This window comes from Phaeobacter sp. NW0010-22 (genome assembly GCF_040365955.1).
Taxonomy (GTDB): domain Bacteria; phylum Pseudomonadota; class Alphaproteobacteria; order Rhodobacterales; family Rhodobacteraceae; genus OMPR01.
On sequence record NZ_BAABWT010000006.1, the window covers coordinates 207,701 to 221,667 of the forward strand.

At 55.4% G+C, this 13,967-nt stretch carries 19 protein-coding genes; 11 read left to right on the top strand and 8 right to left on the bottom strand.

Annotated features, from left to right (window positions below):
- Genes bufB through ABWV33_RS14760 form a run of 3 tightly spaced genes read left to right on the top strand, consistent with a single transcriptional unit; the run spans window position 1 to window position 2,175 of the window.
- Window positions 1–858, top strand: coding sequence for an MNIO family bufferin maturase (bufB, locus tag ABWV33_RS14750; RefSeq protein WP_353331805.1), 858 nt, complete (start codon window positions 1–3; stop codon window positions 856–858).
- Window positions 855–1,607, top strand: coding sequence for an HvfC/BufC family peptide modification chaperone (locus ABWV33_RS14755; protein WP_353331807.1), 753 nt, complete (start codon window positions 855–857; stop codon window positions 1,605–1,607). Before bufB ends, ABWV33_RS14755 begins: the two co-directional genes overlap by 4 nt.
- 4 nt (window positions 1,608–1,611) lie before the next feature.
- A complete protein-coding gene (locus tag ABWV33_RS14760; RefSeq protein WP_353331809.1) occupies window positions 1,612–2,175 on the top strand; it encodes a DoxX family protein in 564 nt (187 codons plus the stop codon).
- A gap of 62 nt (window positions 2,176–2,237) precedes the next feature.
- On the opposite strand, the gene ABWV33_RS14765 is transcribed toward ABWV33_RS14760, so the two are convergent.
- Window positions 2,238–2,606, bottom strand: a complete 369-nt coding sequence (locus tag ABWV33_RS14765) for a hypothetical protein (protein ID WP_353331811.1) — start codon at window positions 2,604–2,606, stop codon at window positions 2,238–2,240.
- A gap of 39 nt (window positions 2,607–2,645) precedes the next feature.
- Window positions 2,646–2,963, bottom strand: coding sequence for an ArsC/Spx/MgsR family protein (locus tag ABWV33_RS14770; RefSeq protein WP_353331813.1), 318 nt, complete (start codon window positions 2,961–2,963; stop codon window positions 2,646–2,648).
- 217 nt (window positions 2,964–3,180) lie between these two features.
- On the opposite strand from ABWV33_RS14770, the gene ABWV33_RS14775 reads away from it, so the two are divergent.
- The gene (locus tag ABWV33_RS14775; RefSeq protein ID WP_113823318.1) at window positions 3,181–3,387 is read left to right on the top strand and encodes a cold-shock protein; all 207 of its coding nucleotides are present in this window, start codon (window positions 3,181–3,183) and stop codon (window positions 3,385–3,387) included.
- 252 nt (window positions 3,388–3,639) lie between these two features.
- On the opposite strand, the gene thyX is transcribed toward ABWV33_RS14775, so the two are convergent.
- Window positions 3,640–4,551 carry an FAD-dependent thymidylate synthase gene (gene thyX, locus ABWV33_RS14780; RefSeq protein ID WP_353331815.1) on the bottom strand — a complete coding sequence of 304 codons (912 nt, stop codon included), beginning with the start codon at window positions 4,549–4,551 and terminating at the stop codon, window positions 3,640–3,642.
- 203 nt (window positions 4,552–4,754) lie between these two features.
- On the opposite strand from thyX, the gene ABWV33_RS14785 reads away from it, so the two are divergent.
- From ABWV33_RS14785 to ABWV33_RS14795, 3 genes are all read left to right on the top strand, one after another.
- Window positions 4,755–5,765 carry a hypothetical protein gene (locus ABWV33_RS14785; protein ID WP_353331817.1) on the top strand — a complete coding sequence of 337 codons (1,011 nt, stop codon included), beginning with the start codon at window positions 4,755–4,757 and terminating at the stop codon, window positions 5,763–5,765.
- 2 nt (window positions 5,766–5,767) lie between these two features.
- On the top strand, window positions 5,768–7,162 hold the full coding sequence (locus ABWV33_RS14790) for a surface lipoprotein assembly modifier (RefSeq protein ID WP_353331819.1): 1,395 nt from the start codon (window positions 5,768–5,770) through the stop codon (window positions 7,160–7,162).
- 73 nt (window positions 7,163–7,235) lie between these two features.
- Window positions 7,236–7,664 carry a VOC family protein gene (locus ABWV33_RS14795; RefSeq protein ID WP_113823313.1) on the top strand — a complete coding sequence of 143 codons (429 nt, stop codon included), beginning with the start codon at window positions 7,236–7,238 and terminating at the stop codon, window positions 7,662–7,664.
- A gap of 206 nt (window positions 7,665–7,870) precedes the next feature.
- On the opposite strand, the gene ABWV33_RS14800 is transcribed toward ABWV33_RS14795, so the two are convergent.
- The 3 genes from ABWV33_RS14800 to ABWV33_RS14810 form a co-directional block, all read right to left on the bottom strand.
- The gene (locus ABWV33_RS14800) at window positions 7,871–8,368 is read right to left on the bottom strand and encodes a MarR family winged helix-turn-helix transcriptional regulator (RefSeq protein WP_162930695.1); all 498 of its coding nucleotides are present in this window, start codon (window positions 8,366–8,368) and stop codon (window positions 7,871–7,873) included.
- Between the two features lie 77 nt (window positions 8,369–8,445).
- Complete coding sequence (locus ABWV33_RS14805) at window positions 8,446–8,703, bottom strand: FAD assembly factor SdhE (protein ID WP_113823311.1); 258 nt, start codon at window positions 8,701–8,703, stop codon at window positions 8,446–8,448.
- The gene (locus tag ABWV33_RS14810) at window positions 8,703–9,092 is read right to left on the bottom strand and encodes a helix-turn-helix domain-containing protein (RefSeq protein WP_121998698.1); all 390 of its coding nucleotides are present in this window, start codon (window positions 9,090–9,092) and stop codon (window positions 8,703–8,705) included. Before ABWV33_RS14810 ends, ABWV33_RS14805 begins: the two co-directional genes overlap by 1 nt.
- Before the next feature lie 94 nt (window positions 9,093–9,186).
- On the opposite strand from ABWV33_RS14810, the gene ABWV33_RS14815 reads away from it, so the two are divergent.
- The 3 genes from ABWV33_RS14815 to ABWV33_RS14825 are packed head-to-tail and all read left to right on the top strand — an operon-like array spanning window position 9,187 to window position 11,161.
- Window positions 9,187–10,389 (top strand): pyridoxal phosphate-dependent aminotransferase, encoded by a 1,203-nt coding sequence (locus ABWV33_RS14815; protein WP_353331822.1) that lies wholly within the window; start codon window positions 9,187–9,189, stop codon window positions 10,387–10,389.
- Window positions 10,386–10,763 (top strand): DUF8817 family protein, encoded by a 378-nt coding sequence (locus ABWV33_RS14820; protein ID WP_353331823.1) that lies wholly within the window; start codon window positions 10,386–10,388, stop codon window positions 10,761–10,763. The genes ABWV33_RS14815 and ABWV33_RS14820 overlap by 4 nt, the downstream gene beginning before the upstream one ends.
- Window positions 10,760–11,161 (top strand): hypothetical protein, encoded by a 402-nt coding sequence (locus ABWV33_RS14825; protein WP_113823307.1) that lies wholly within the window; start codon window positions 10,760–10,762, stop codon window positions 11,159–11,161. Before ABWV33_RS14820 ends, ABWV33_RS14825 begins: the two co-directional genes overlap by 4 nt.
- Window positions 11,162–11,203: 42 nt before the next feature.
- Here the strand turns inward: ABWV33_RS14825 and ABWV33_RS14830 are convergent, their stop codons facing one another.
- Entirely contained in the window at window positions 11,204–11,968 is a 765-nt protein-coding gene (locus tag ABWV33_RS14830; RefSeq protein ID WP_353331825.1) for a nuclear transport factor 2 family protein, read from the bottom strand.
- A 173-nt stretch (window positions 11,969–12,141) separates the two neighbouring features.
- Here ABWV33_RS14830 and ABWV33_RS14835 point away from each other — a divergent pair, with 173 nt between their 5' ends.
- Window positions 12,142–12,558 (top strand): VOC family protein, encoded by a 417-nt coding sequence (locus tag ABWV33_RS14835; protein WP_353331827.1) that lies wholly within the window; start codon window positions 12,142–12,144, stop codon window positions 12,556–12,558.
- Between the two features lie 33 nt (window positions 12,559–12,591).
- Here the strand turns inward: ABWV33_RS14835 and ABWV33_RS14840 are convergent, their stop codons facing one another.
- Window positions 12,592–13,953: an MATE family efflux transporter gene (locus ABWV33_RS14840; protein WP_353331829.1), complete on the bottom strand. Its 1,362-nt coding sequence runs from the start codon at window positions 13,951–13,953 to the stop codon at window positions 12,592–12,594.
- Between the last annotated feature and the right edge of the window lie 14 nt (window positions 13,954–13,967).

Consider the following 13,967-nt stretch of genomic DNA (forward strand, 5'->3'; position numbering starts at 1 on the left):
ATGCTGGACAGCACTCTCAGATCAAATCGTCTCCCTGCTGCGGCCGGGGTCGGATACAAGCCCCAGCAATTCAACGACATTCTTGACAGCGCCGGGCCTGTGGGCTGGCTTGAAATCCACGCCGAGAATTACATGGGCGATGGCGGACGCCCTTTGGCGCAACTGCGCCACCTTTCGCAACAGTTTCCGATTTCCGTGCATGGCGTTGGCCTCTCTATCGGAAGCGAAGGCCCCTTGGACAGCGACCACCTCGCCCGCTTGAAACACCTTGTTGACTGGCTTAACCCCGCCAGCTTTTCAGAACACCTCGCGTGGTCCACGCACGACAGCCATTTCCTGAATGACCTGCTGCCCCTGCCCTATACCGACGCGACGCTGACCCAGGTCTGCGATCACATCGATCAGGTGCAAACCACCGTGGGCCGCCAGATGCTGTTGGAAAACCCGTCCTCTTACCTGTCCTTTGACGAAAGCACCTGGTCCGAGCCCGATTTCTTGCGGGAAATCGCCCGGCGCACCGGCTGCGGACTGTTGCTGGATGTGAACAACGTGTTTGTGTCTGCGGTCAATCTCGACTTTTCACCACAAAGCTACATCGAAGCCTATCCACTGGATCAGGTCGGCGAAATCCACCTCGGTGGTCACGACGAAGACCTTGATGACCATGGCCACCCCTTGTTGATCGACAGCCACGGACGCGAAGTGGTCGATCCGGTCTGGTCGCTGCTTGATTATGTTCTGGACCGCTCTGGCCCTAAACCGGTTCTGGTAGAATGGGACACTGACGTGCCTGACTGGCCCATCCTGCAAGCCGAGGCCGCGCGCGCGCACTCCGCTCTGAACCGGGTTCTCGCATGAGCGTGTCACAAGGTCTCTTTGTGTCCGCCCTTTTGGCCCCAACGCAGCCCGTTCCCGACGGGCTCAGCGACGCTGCAAACCGCCCTGCAGGGCGCCGGTTTTCCGTCTATCGCAACAACGTCGCCGTGTCTCTGACCGAGGCGATGCATCAGGCTTTTCCTGTCATCACTAAACTGCTGGGCGCGCAGAATATGGATGGGCTCGCAGGGCTGTTCCTACGCCAACACCCTCCGACCTCACCTTTGATGATGCACTATGGCGATGCGTTCCCCCAGTTTCTGGCCGGGATGCAACAACTGTCGCACCTGGGTTATCTGCCCGATGTCGCCCGGCTCGAACTGGCGATGCGCCGGTCCTATCATGCCGCCGACAGCACCCCCATCTCGCCCGAGGCCTTGGCCATCGACCCAGACCTCTTGATGCAGGCGACGGTTACATTTGCCCCGGCCATGCAGATCATCCCGTCAGATTGGCCGATCTACGGCATCTGGCAATTCAACATGATCGATGGTTCCCCACAGCCCGGCGGCGATCCAGAGACCGTACTGATCAGCCGCCCCGAATTTGACCCGATCCCCAACGCGCTGCCAGCGGGTGGCGCAGAATGGATCGCGGCCCTGCAAGCCGGGGCCACCATTGGCGCGGCCCATGCCCAAACCACCACAACTCACCCAGACTTCGACCTCGGCACCACATTGGCTCTGCTTTTGCAGGGCGGTGCCCTGACATCACTCACCACAAAAGGATAAGGCCATGAACGCGCTTGTCTCGATCCACAATTTAATCTTCGACCAGGTCGAACGCGCCGGAGATTGGTTGTTGCCTCTGTTTGCTCGCTTTACCTTTGCGGCAACCCTTTGGATCTATTATTGGAATTCTGGCCTGACCAAACTGGGCGATGGTACCTTTGGCCTCTTCAGCCCCTCAATCGGCGCCTACAGCCAGATCTTTCCAAAACAGCTCGAAGCCGTTGGCTATGATGCCTCTCAGCTCAGCTTTTTTCACTGGGTTGTGGTCATGGCCGGCACTTACGCCGAATTCATCTTGCCGCTCCTGATCGTGATTGGTCTCGCCACCCGTCTGGCAGCACTGGGAATGATCGGCTTTGTTGTCATGCAATCCCTAACCGACATCTACGGTCATGGGGCAACCGATATCAAAACGCTGGGCGCGTGGTTTGACCACCTGTCTGATGGCGTGATTATGGATCAGCGCCTGTTCTGGGTCTTTACCCTGACCTTTATCGTCGTCAAAGGTGCCGGGTTCCTGTCAATCGATGCTCTGTTGCGCCGCCGCACAGCAACCGCGCCTGCGTAAATAATACCACCACTCATACAAAAAATGGCACTGGCTCCCCTCAGGAGCCGGTGCTTTTCCATTTAGAAATGGGCCTTTTCTACATCTGGCTTGCCCGCAGCCACGGCCAACACACCGCCAACACCAGCAAAGGCAATGGGGAACATCGTGAACACGTTAAACCCAAAGGCCACATACATTCCCACTGACGACACCAGCAGCAACAGCCCGCCCCACAAGGCACGTGCCCGCGCCATGGCGCCACCGGCGATGGCCAACATCGGCGACACGATCGAGGTCACTTGGATCAGATCAGCGTTATCAACCTGCTCGGCCACCCCATCAATCTCACCAAAATGTTGCACAGCTTCGACATAACCAAAGCTGAAAAACCCAACGAGCATCCCTATCAGCCCGCCAATAATTCCCAAAACAAGGGCCGCATTGCGCATGTGTATTCTCCAAATCCAGACCCTCAGATAGGATCGGCGTCACGCCACGCCAAGAGCAGACCGGGTGTCAGGGGTCCATCCCAAAAACAATTCCCCGTCCCGCTCAATCAAGGGGCGCTTCATCAAAGCGGGGTGCTCGGCCAACAGCTCCAAACTCGGGCGCGAACGCTCTGACTCGTTCAATCCGCGCCACGTTGTGGACCGCGTATTCACCAATGCATCGCCAAAGGTTTCAAATGCACACGACATAACATATTCAGGCACCCCATCAGAGCGCACATCAAAAAACTCAACTTCACCAAGCGATTTCAGCGCCTTACGGCATGTATCGCAATTCTTTAGGCCAAAAAGTCTCATATCCCCTCCAGATTTTCCTGAGGAAATATCGGGCATTCCCGCCGATTACATCCCCTTTCTCTTGATTTTTGGCGCGACCATGCAATCTTGTCCACGGTGTAACACTTGATTGCTTCTCCGCTCTGGCGTGTACAGAGTGCAGTACAATCCTTGGGTTATGCTATTCACTACCCCGATAATTGAGGGGCCACGTGCAAAGTAGAAGGAGACACGGGACATGCCGACTGGCACCGTGAAATGGTTTAATACGACAAAGGGTTTTGGCTTTATTGCTCCGGACGAAGGCGGCAAAGATGTGTTTGTGCACATTTCTGCGGTCGAACGTTCTGGTCTGACTGGCCTAGCTGATAATCAGAAAGTTTCTTACGAACTTCAGGATGGGCGTGACGGGCGGCAGATGGCTGCGGATCTGCGACCCTTATAAATAGCTTTGCGTCGCCCCGGTTTTTGAGGCCGGGGCGATGCCTCAATCTATAGATCACCGGGTGGTTGCCATTTCTAACCCTCCGGTGGTTTTTCATAGACGTTTACTGACCAAAGCATCCGCATTGGCGGCTATACTTTTGCGACCTACTGTGTTTTGTGCTTTACCCCCTGCACATCGGCAATAGTTTTGAACAATGCAAAAGAGCGGCCAATTTGACCGCTCTCTTCATTCGGATAAGCGATTGAATAATTATGATTTTTCAATCACATCCTGAAACTCCCGCCATTCCCGCGCAGACATTCCAGAGCTTTCTTGCGTCACAGCTTCGCCTTTTAACATGCGGCCCATGCAGTCCACCATTTGCGCCGACATAGTAACCGAGCCCAACCGGTAATCTTCAAACGCTTTGTAAGCAAATGGCACCCAATCCGCGACGATGTTACAGATCGCATCCGCATAAACCCGAATCTCATACTGCGCATGGGCATCCGCACGCAGTCGCAAAAAGTGGAACAGGTTGTGCAAATCCACTTTCCAATACCATTGGGTATAAATGTTGGTCGGCAGGTTCATCCTTGCCAATTCACGCGCCAGACCTTGTTGCCCATCTTGACCAATCATCTCTTCGTAATGGTCGTAAGCGCGCATCGAATCGGTTTTGAGTATTTCCAGAACCCGCGCCGCCTCTTCACCCTGCAACGCGTCACCGCGACCTTGGTTGTTCACCACAGATTGCGCCGCCATCTGCTCAGGCGCAGGAATATAAAACTCGCGATCCATAATCGAATAGCGCGCAGAATATTCATTCACGTTTGCGGTGCGATGGCGAATCCACTGACGCGCCACAAAAACAGGCAGTTTCACATGCAATTTTAATTCGCACATCTCGAACGGAGTCGAATGCCAATGCCGCATCAAATAGCGAATTAGGCCTTCGTCGTTTTGCACCGATTTGGTGCCCTTGCCATACGACACGCGCGCCGCCTGACAAATCGCCGCATCATCGCCCATATAGTCAATAACCCGGACAAACCCATGATCCAGCACCTGATGCGCCGTGTACAAATGCGCCTCCAGTCCCGGTGAAACAGCACGCAGTGTTGGTTGCGGCGCAGCGCGCAGAGTATCGATTTCGGCCTGTTGCTCGGGCGACAGCGGCATTGGGGGGCGTCCTTTTACAAGATGAGTCGGCCCCCACTATATATCCGCAGTCCCCACACTGAAACCGCTAGATAGGGTATTGCAAATAGAACAACTTCCAAAAACAATCGTAACGTGTGCACCATCTTTAGTTGACTTTCCGCTTCAGAGCGCTGAAATTTCAGAAAAAATACGCTAAAAAAATCGAGCTGAGGCAGGCTGTCATGAAAAAAATTCTCGTTGCAATCGCAGCGACCGTTTCTCTGTCTGCGTGCGGCGGCGGGGACGGTGATCCATTCAATACAAACCCAGATCCTGATCCTACTCCAACGCCCTCGACGCGCGAGATGCCGCCCGGCACAGAAAACCCGACGCCCAACAGTGACATTCTCAGACGCGAGCCCCGCAATACTGGGGACCGTCTCGGCGATGGGTATGCACAATCAGTGACCTATAACGCGGACACCGACGTTTTCACGGTCGATAACATCGCCTTTGATGGCAACAACAGCTACACGCGCGATTCAGATGTCCCTAACCTTGGCCCCTTCGCCGTATATGAGGCCCCTCTAACCGAGCCGGATCGGTTCGACGGAGCACTCATCAACCAGTATGGACACCGCGCCATCTATGGCGAAAGCACATCCGGCAACACCCGCTTTGCGATTGTTCGCACCGGCAATTATCTCAATTATGGCTTTGGTGGTTTTGTTTATCAACGCGATGGCGGCGTCACCTTACCGACTACTGGCCAAGCCGCCTATCGCGGGACACTCGCAGGTATTCGCGATCCCAACGGTGCAGGAGATCTGCAATATACAACAGCTGATGTGAATATCCAAATCGACTTTGACGATTTCAACGACAGCACCGGATCTCGTGGTGATGCTGTACGGGGTGTCATCAACAACCGAAGAATTTTTGATTCCCGCACAGGCGCTGACATTACACAATCTGTGCTCGCCGCGCACGGCGCCGGCTTGACAGCTATTCCGGGCGCGGCCTTCAGTGTCGGCCCCGGGGTGATAGATGATAACGGTGAAATTCTGGGCGAGATCAGCAGCAGTTACACCGATGCAGATGGCAATGTCGTCGCATTTGAAACGGGGAACTACTATGCAATCGTCTCTGGCGATAACGCTGATGAAATTGTCGGTGTAGTCGTGCTGGAATCAACTCTGCCGATAGATGGCGTAGCGGCGCGCGAAACGGGCGGCTTTATCGTGTATAATTGACCATGGGGCGGCTATCCCGACGGTTCTGTCTTGCGGTGGGGGTAAGCCTTTCGCTCTTGGCCATGACCCAAGGTCAGGCCAAGACTGTAAAGCTATCTCCAGATCAACTCAAAGCGGTCGCGATCCAAGATTTGCAGCTTGGGCAGCCCGAACGCGCGCTAAGATATTCTGACGCCTTGCTGAAACGCGATGATCAGGACGTGATGTCACATTTGATCCGCGCCCGCGCGCTGCGCGATCTGCAGCAGTTTGGTACCGCGCGCACATCTGCCAAAACCGCTTGGTCACTCAGCGAAACCAAAGCTGAACTCTACTCCAGCTCGCGCACCATGGCGCAGATCCTGTCATCTCAAGGGCACCGCACCCGTGCTCAATGGTGGTTGCGCCGGGCCGTCGAACACGCGCCCGATGAACGGGCCACCCAGCAAGCCATCGGCGATTTCCGCTATGTCAAAGCCCGCAATCCATGGTTGGCGCGAATTTCGTTCTCTATCACGCCAGATTCCAACATCAACAACGGCTCTTCCGAACGGTCGTCGTTTCTAAATTACCGCCTGTCCGAGATCATCGCAGGTCAACCCGTCGATTATCAATTACCCGGCACCGCACGCGCCCTGTCGGGCATCGAATACAGTCTTGGCCTGACCACCCGTTACCGATTTTCCGAAACACCTACACAGGCGCATGACATCATCTTTACTGCAGATGTACGCCACTACACCTTGTCGTCTAGCGCCAAAGCCCTTGCCCCCAACGCCGAAGGCAATGATTTCGCCTTTGCCTCTTACACCCTTGGCTACGGGTACAAACGCATCAATCTGGATCGCCGGGGGGAATTCCGCACCGTGTTCGATATCGGCCAAAGTTGGTATGGCGGCGATGAATACGCCCGCTTTGCTCGTCTTAGCCTAGGCCAGAGCTATAAGTTGCAAAGCGGAAACCGCGTGAACCTGCGGGTTTCGGGCGAGAAACAAGACGGCATCACCCGCAGCGATTCTGACACCGTGCGCACAGACTTTTCCTATACGCACAGATTACAGAGCGGCGCGCTTCTTTGGACCAATGTCACGGGTGCCTTTGCTACTTCCCCTCTGGCCCTTGATGAGTTTCACGAGTTGGGTTTGCGCGCGCAACTGACCCTGCCTAAAAAGGTTGCCGGTGCCACAATGCATTTGGGCCTTTGGGCGCGTAAACGGAACTATGATTTCTCACCCCACCACCGCGATGGCCGCCGCGAAGATCGCATTCAGGCGGATTTGACCATGGTCTTTAACAAAGTCGACTACTACGGTTTCAACCCAACTATGCGGGTGACCGCATCTAAGACAGACAGCAACATTTCGCTCTATGATGCAAAGCGGTTTGGCGTGAATTTCGGAATTCAATCCGCTTTTTGATCTGGCCTTGCTCGACAAGTCAGACAAGCACGCTAATGTCGCACTCAACGTTGTTCACCCAAGGAGACCCTCAATGGCCCTCACCTATTTGCACGTGATGGTGCGCGTAAAAGATCTCGAAAAATCGATGGCATTTTACAAACTATTCGGCCTCGAAAAGACAAAGCAATACGACAGTGAAGAAGGTCGCTTTTCCTTGGTCTATCTGGCCCCTCCGGGACAAGAGAATGCCGCCCTTGAATTGACCTATAACTGGGATGGCGACGAAGGCCTGCCTAGCGACAGCCGCCACTTTGGCCACCTCGCCTATGGCGTCGATGATATTTATGCGATGTGCCAGCACCTGCAGGACAACGGCGTTGTGATCAATCGCCCTCCTCGTGACGGGCGCATGGCGTTTGTTCGCTCGCCCGACAACATCTCGATCGAACTGCTGCAAAATGGCGATGCCCTTGCACCCGCAGAACCTTGGGTCAGCATGGACAGCACAGGTCACTGGTAAACCCCAGTCTGGACAGACCAGCGTGCGCGGCCGAGTTCACCCCGGCCGCGCGCGCATTCTAGCTCTGCCTCTGCAGTCACGTGAGCGGTATTACCACTCTCAGCCGATCACCCTTTGGCGCAGGCACCCAAAGATCCAGGTTACCTCTGGGGTGACCTCCGATTTTACTATTTGGCAGCACAGCGTCGGGCCACTTCGACTTATCCCTAATAGATATAGCGGATCTGATCCGTCCAATACCGTTCAACCCGCTTGAGCGAATTGGTGATATCCACGATCCCTTCAGGGTCAATCACCCCTTTGCCTTGTAGCCCTTCGGCATGGCGCAGGAACAGTTCTGAAACCACATCGCGGATCTCGCGCCCACGCTGGGTCAATCGAACCCGAACCGACCGGCGGTCAATCTCGCACCGTTGATGGTGCATGTACCCCATCTCGACCAGCTTCTTTAGGTTATAGCTGACATTGCTGCCCTGATAATAACCGCGGCTTTTCAATTCACCGGCGGTGACCTCATTGTCGCCAATATTGAACAGCAACAACGCCTGCACCGCGTTTATTTCCAGCTCTCCGACCCGCTCAAATTCGTCCTTGATCACATCCAGTAGCAGCCGGTGCAGTCGTTCGACCAACGCCAGTGCTTCTAGATAGCTGGTCATGAACCCTTTGTTGCCGGTCGGGGCAATCTGCATCTCCATACTCATCCGTTTCTCCGACTCGCTTTTTTGTGCATCTCAAAATGACGCCAAAAGCCGAATAATCAGTTAAGCTGGAAATTGTGCTATTTTTGAAACGTTTGCGAGATATCTGCGACCAATTCACCATAAGGATCGGGCGTTGGCACCTGCCCCGTGACCCACTGATACAGATCTTGGTCATTCTCATGCAGCATCGCATCATACAGGTCCAACTGGGCGGCATCCATCCCGCTCAGGTTAGCCTCGGCATAAGCCAGCAGGATGATATCCATCTCTTTGATCCCACGCCGCATAGAACGCATGGTCATCCGTTTCAGCCGGTTTTCGTGCGTTTCCGTCATTAGGGCTGACCTAACATTTGACGCAGCCGTTTTTCCAATCGCGCAGCACGCTCAGCGTTTGCCCGCATATCGGACCGGATCGCGCGCAATTCAGCCACGACATCAGACAGACCCTCGATCGGTGTCACTTCGCCCGCGGGGGCTTCCATGCCATCGCCTTCGCCCGTTAGCAGCCACATGATCGAAACATTCAACAGCCCCGCCATCATCGACAACTTATTGGCGCGCGGCTCTGACAAATCCTGTTCCCAGCCAGTGACCGTGGCCTTTTTGACTCCAAGACGGCGCGCCAGCTGTGCCTGTGTCATCCCGGCTGCTTCACGCCCACCTGCTACACGGTCTCCAAAGGTCGCCGATTCCGGTCCAAACCAATCGCTGTCATTACTCATCTGGGCTCTCCTGCCGCTTCATCTGCATATCGCTTGATCGTCAATCAGGCGCACCCTATGACAGGTTGACCCAACATACAAACCGAGGCCCACCATGAGTTTCCTGTCTGCGACACTGTCCCGCGTCAAACCTTCGCCCACCATCGCGATGACCGCCAAAGCAGCCGAGCTCAAGGCCGCTGGCCGCGACGTTATCGGCCTCAGCGCAGGCGAGCCGGACTTTGACACCCCTCAAAACATCAAAGACGCCGCCATCGCAGCGATTGCAGCTGGCAAAACCAAATACACCGCCCCAGATGGCATCCCTGAACTGAAACAGGCTGTCTGTGACAAGATGCTGCGCGACCACGGGTTGGAGTACACACCGGCCCAGATTTCTGTCGGCACTGGCGGAAAACAGACGCTCTATAATGCGTTGATGGCCACCCTGAACGAAGGCGACGAAGTCGTCATCCCCGCTCCCTATTGGGTCAGCTACCCCGATATGGTGCTGTTGGCTGGTGGCACGCCCGTTGTTGCGGAAACCTCGATCCAGACCAACTTCAAACTAACCGCGGATCAGCTTGAGGCGGCGATCACCCCCAAAACCAAATGGTTCATCTTCAACTCACCGTCGAACCCGACCGGTGCCGGCTATAGCCGCGAAGAGCTGAAAGAATTGACCGACGTTCTGCTGCGCCATCCCCACGTCTGGGTGATGACCGATGACATGTACGAACACCTCGCCTATGACGGGTTTGAATTTTGCACCCCCGCGCAGGTAGAACCGCAACTCTATAACCGCACCCTGACCTGCAACGGCGTGTCCAAAGCCTATGCAATGACTGGCTGGCGCATCGGCTATACCGCTGGCCCGGTTGAGCTGATCTCGGCCATGCGAAAGGTTCAGTCACAATCGACCTCAAACCCCTGCACGATCAGCCAGTGGGCCGCCGTCGAAGCATTGAATGGCACACAGGATTTCCTCGCTCCCAACAATGAAAAATTCGTCCGCCGCCGCGATTTGGTTGTTAAAATGCTGAACGAAATCGACGGCATGACCTGTCCCAAACCCGAAGGCGCGTTTTACGTCTACCCTTCGATTTCTGGGCTGATCGGGAAAACCACCCCCAAAGGCACCAAAATCGACACCGACGAGGATTTTGCCATCGCCCTACTCGAAGAGGCCGACGTCGCCGTGGTCTTCGGGGCTGCCTTCGGGCTTTCCCCAAACTTCCGCGTCAGCTACGCTACGTCTGACGAGGCCCTGCAAGAGGCCTGCACCCGCATTCAGAAATTCTGCGCAGGATTGCAATGACAACAGGCAAAATCACCGCCAACCTTCCCAGCCGGGACTTTGGAATTACCGAGGTGTTTTATCACGCGCTCGGCTTTCAAACCGTCTATCGTGGGGAGGGTTGGATGATTTTGGATTTAAACGGGATGATGGTCGAATTCTTTCCTCATCCCGATCTGAACCCCAAGGAAAGCTGGTTTTCCGCCAGCTTGCGCCTGCCTGACATCGATACACAACACAGCCAATGGACCGCACTGGACCACTGGAGCCAAACCAACGACGCCCCACGCCTCACCGCGCCAATGCAAGCCAATGGTGACGCCCCTCGCATGTTTGCGATGATCGACCCAGATGGCAGCCTTTGGCGGGTAATGGAAGGACAGACAAGCGCATGACAACCGAACTGCCAGAATACTACTTCCGTGTCCGCGACAACGGGGCTTTTGTCTTTCGTGTGGACACCGAAAACCGGCAACGTCGGATTGAAATGGACCAGATCGCCGTTGTGAACATCCGCAACGGCGAAATCAAACCCCACGGCGGGCGCGATTTAACCAAACAAGACCGTCAGGAAATCAAAACCTGGATGGCCAACCGTATTGCCCTATTGTCGGAACGCGATATCGACGACATCCATCGCGCCGTCGATTACCTGAACCTGACCACCCATTGGGCGCAATCCAAAGCAGGTGATGACCAATTGGAAGAAATCACCGACGATTTGCTGCTGGCGATGCACGATCTGCGGTCCGTGCTGGTACGCAAGAAAGCAGATAGGTTGATGAAGCGGTAACGGCCTTTACCCGCCACTTGGAGCGCGGCGTATGCCCCCGTATCAGAATTTGCCGTTCTGGTTCTTCCACTCGGCGCGCGGGGCAACACTCTCGGTGGTATCCCAGTGTTCCACAATCTTACCACCCTCAACACGAAACAGATCATAAAAGGCGGAATGAACACCGCCTACTTCGCCCTCACTGACGCTCAGCACAAAACTTCCTTCGGCCAGAACCCGGTGCACATGCTGATAGTCAATCCGCAGCCTCCCCGCCGAAGATGGATCAAGCACGCTCCGCAACGCTGCCAGATCATCGCCCATATGAGGGTTGTGTTCGGTGTATGCGGTACCATCCACAAAATCCTCAAAACGCTCCACCTGCCCGTCGATCAGCACGCACTCAACAAACGATCGAACCAGCGCCCGATTGACCTCGGTCAGGTCCAGATCCGTGCTTGCAGATGGGCCATCCACCATACTGTGCCCTGACCCGTTCGGCCCCTGCCGTTCTTGGATATTGTCCCAATGTTCAACCGCTTGGCCGTTCTCAAACCGGAACACCTCGAAACAGATCTTTCGACTGGCAAAGTCGTATTCCATGTGCGCGAACACATACTCGCCGTCCTGAAACCCACGGACCATATTCACGCGTGGTTCGGTCTTGGACAGCCGCGCGAACAACTGCGCCAACCCGTCGCTGCCCTCATGTGTTTGCGGATTGTGCTGAATGTACGCACTCTCATTGACCACAGCTACCGGCCCTGGATCGCCTGTTTCGATGCTCTTCAACAGCTCCCTGATCTGCACAACCCGAGGTGTCACCATGCCCAACGCTCCCCAAATTTAGCTTGGACCCACAGCAAGCCGTCCCTTGATGCAAAACACCAGCCCTTTCTTGCACTTCAACGCCGCCAACCCGACCGAAAACACAGTAGCCACCAAATCGCACCAGCGCTAAGCTCAGGCCAAGCAAGACAAAAAGCAAAGGCCGTAGTTTAATGAAACTGGAATTCCATCACATCAACTTTGTCTCCGAAGACGTCGACCGGTTGCATGATTTCTATACCAATGTGCTGGGCCTTGATGACATCGCCCAAGAAAACTTTCCTCGGACCGAGGCCACCAAAGACCATGGTTACACGGGAAAAATCCGCTTCGCGACCGAAGGTGCGATGCAGATGCATCTGGCGGAACGCGCCTTTGATGTGGGGTTTAATCACGATCAGGTCATCAACCCGGTCGAACGCGGCCATATCGCCTTTCGCACCGATGACCTACCCGCCTTCCTGAGCAAACTCGACGATAATGGCATCCCTTATTCCGATTACGGAACCACATTTGCCAAGGAATGGCATCAGGTGTTTTTCATGGATCCCGAAGGCAACGTGATCGAAGTCCACCAACAGGTGGCCTAAACCCGGCCACCTAGATACGTCAGGGGCGTACTCTCACTCAGCAGGCACACCATCCGTGCCAATCTGTTTGATCGAGCGCCCCCAGAACCGCGCCATCAGCAACACCGCTGCGCAACCCAATCCCAAAACCAAGCCCATCCAGACGCCAATGCCTTGCCACCCAAAGATAAAACCAAAAACATAACTGGCTGGAATGCCCACGACCCAATAGCTCAGTGCAGCCATCACCATCGGAACAGCAGTATCCTGCACACCGCGCAACACGCCCAACGCTATCGCCTGAATACCATCAACCAGCTGGAACAGGGCCGCCATCCCCAAGAGTCCAACGCCAATTGCAAGGATCTCTTCACGATTGTCTTCTCCGTCTTTCAAGAACAACGAAATCAGCCAATCCGAACAGGTTAGGAAAATCACCACGGACACCGCTGAAACCGCCAACGAGATCGCCGTAACAACCACTGCACCGCGCGCCATATGCGCCCGATCCTGCCGCCCAAACGCATTGCCTGCCCGGATCGTCGCCGCGTTGCTCAGACCCAGATGCACCATAAAGGTCGCCGCTGCCAACTGCACCGCAATCCCATGCGCCGCCAACGGCACCGTGCCAATCCACCCCATCATAAAGGCCGACGCCCCGAACATCGAAACCTCGCTCAGATTGGTTAAACCAATCGGCAGACCGATCTTGAACACACGTCCAAACATCTCCCAATCAGGGCGCCAAAACCGCTGAAACAGCGCATGCTCGGGCAACACTCGCAGCGCGTAAATGACCACCGCAATCAGCGACACCACCTGTGTCACGACCGATGCAATCCCGGCCCCCTGAATACCCAACTGTGGTGCACCCCAGTTGCCAAAAATCAGCGCATAGTTCCCCATGGCATTGACCACAGCAGCCAGAATTGTGATCCACAACACGATCTGCGTGCGCTCAAGCCCCGCAAGATAGGATTTCAACACCATCACCCACAGCGCTGGGAATATACCCCAGCCCGCAACGCGCAGATACTCTGCCGCCAACGAGGCCACATCAGGTTTTTGCCCCAAGGCCAACAAGATCGGCTCGGACCACCACAGCAGCCCCATCGCCAACAGTCCATAGAGTTGCGTCTGCCACAGCCCCATGCGCGTCACCCGCCGGATCGAGGTATCATCCCCTTGCGCATCCGACGCCGCAACCAGCGGCATGATCGCAATGGCAAGCCCACCGCCCAGCATGAACAGGATAAAGAAATAGCTTCCGGCCAACGTCACCGCCGCCAGCTCCTCAACCCCGTACCAGCCCAACATGACCGTATCGGTCAAACCAATGGCAAATTGTGCTAGGTGCCCGCCAACTAGCGGCAACCCCAACACGGCGATCGCGCGGGCATGCCCGCCATATGTCATAACTTTATTCACCC

What these genes read in the sequence shown, in the direction of transcription:
- ABWV33_RS14795 (WP_113823313.1), top strand. Translation starts at nt 7,236, where the DNA reads ATGGCCCTCACCTATTTGCACGTGATGGTGCGCGTAAAAGATCTCGAA.
- ABWV33_RS14830 (WP_353331825.1), bottom strand. Translation starts at nt 11,968, where the DNA reads ATGGTGACACCTCGGGTTGTGCAGATCAGGGAGCTGTTGAAGAGCATC.
- ABWV33_RS14785 (WP_353331817.1), top strand. Translation starts at nt 4,755, where the DNA reads ATGAAAAAAATTCTCGTTGCAATCGCAGCGACCGTTTCTCTGTCTGCG.
- ABWV33_RS14820 (WP_353331823.1), top strand. Translation starts at nt 10,386, where the DNA reads ATGACAACAGGCAAAATCACCGCCAACCTTCCCAGCCGGGACTTTGGA.
- ABWV33_RS14775 (WP_113823318.1), top strand. Translation starts at nt 3,181, where the DNA reads ATGCCGACTGGCACCGTGAAATGGTTTAATACGACAAAGGGTTTTGGC.
- ABWV33_RS14770 (WP_353331813.1), bottom strand. Translation starts at nt 2,963, where the DNA reads ATGAGACTTTTTGGCCTAAAGAATTGCGATACATGCCGTAAGGCGCTG.
- ABWV33_RS14800 (WP_162930695.1), bottom strand. Translation starts at nt 8,368, where the DNA reads ATGAGTATGGAGATGCAGATTGCCCCGACCGGCAACAAAGGGTTCATG.
- ABWV33_RS14760 (WP_353331809.1), top strand. Translation starts at nt 1,612, where the DNA reads ATGAACGCGCTTGTCTCGATCCACAATTTAATCTTCGACCAGGTCGAA.
- ABWV33_RS14840 (WP_353331829.1), bottom strand. Translation starts at nt 13,953, where the DNA reads ATGACATATGGCGGGCATGCCCGCGCGATCGCCGTGTTGGGGTTGCCG.
- bufB (WP_353331805.1), top strand. Translation starts at nt 1, where the DNA reads ATGCTGGACAGCACTCTCAGATCAAATCGTCTCCCTGCTGCGGCCGGG.
- ABWV33_RS14755 (WP_353331807.1), top strand. Translation starts at nt 855, where the DNA reads ATGAGCGTGTCACAAGGTCTCTTTGTGTCCGCCCTTTTGGCCCCAACG.
- ABWV33_RS14790 (WP_353331819.1), top strand. Translation starts at nt 5,768, where the DNA reads ATGGGGCGGCTATCCCGACGGTTCTGTCTTGCGGTGGGGGTAAGCCTT.
- ABWV33_RS14810 (WP_121998698.1), bottom strand. Translation starts at nt 9,092, where the DNA reads ATGAGTAATGACAGCGATTGGTTTGGACCGGAATCGGCGACCTTTGGA.
- ABWV33_RS14765 (WP_353331811.1), bottom strand. Translation starts at nt 2,606, where the DNA reads ATGCGCAATGCGGCCCTTGTTTTGGGAATTATTGGCGGGCTGATAGGG.
- ABWV33_RS14805 (WP_113823311.1), bottom strand. Translation starts at nt 8,703, where the DNA reads ATGACGGAAACGCACGAAAACCGGCTGAAACGGATGACCATGCGTTCT.
- ABWV33_RS14825 (WP_113823307.1), top strand. Translation starts at nt 10,760, where the DNA reads ATGACAACCGAACTGCCAGAATACTACTTCCGTGTCCGCGACAACGGG.
- ABWV33_RS14835 (WP_353331827.1), top strand. Translation starts at nt 12,142, where the DNA reads ATGAAACTGGAATTCCATCACATCAACTTTGTCTCCGAAGACGTCGAC.
- thyX (WP_353331815.1), bottom strand. Translation starts at nt 4,551, where the DNA reads ATGCCGCTGTCGCCCGAGCAACAGGCCGAAATCGATACTCTGCGCGCT.
- ABWV33_RS14815 (WP_353331822.1), top strand. Translation starts at nt 9,187, where the DNA reads ATGAGTTTCCTGTCTGCGACACTGTCCCGCGTCAAACCTTCGCCCACC.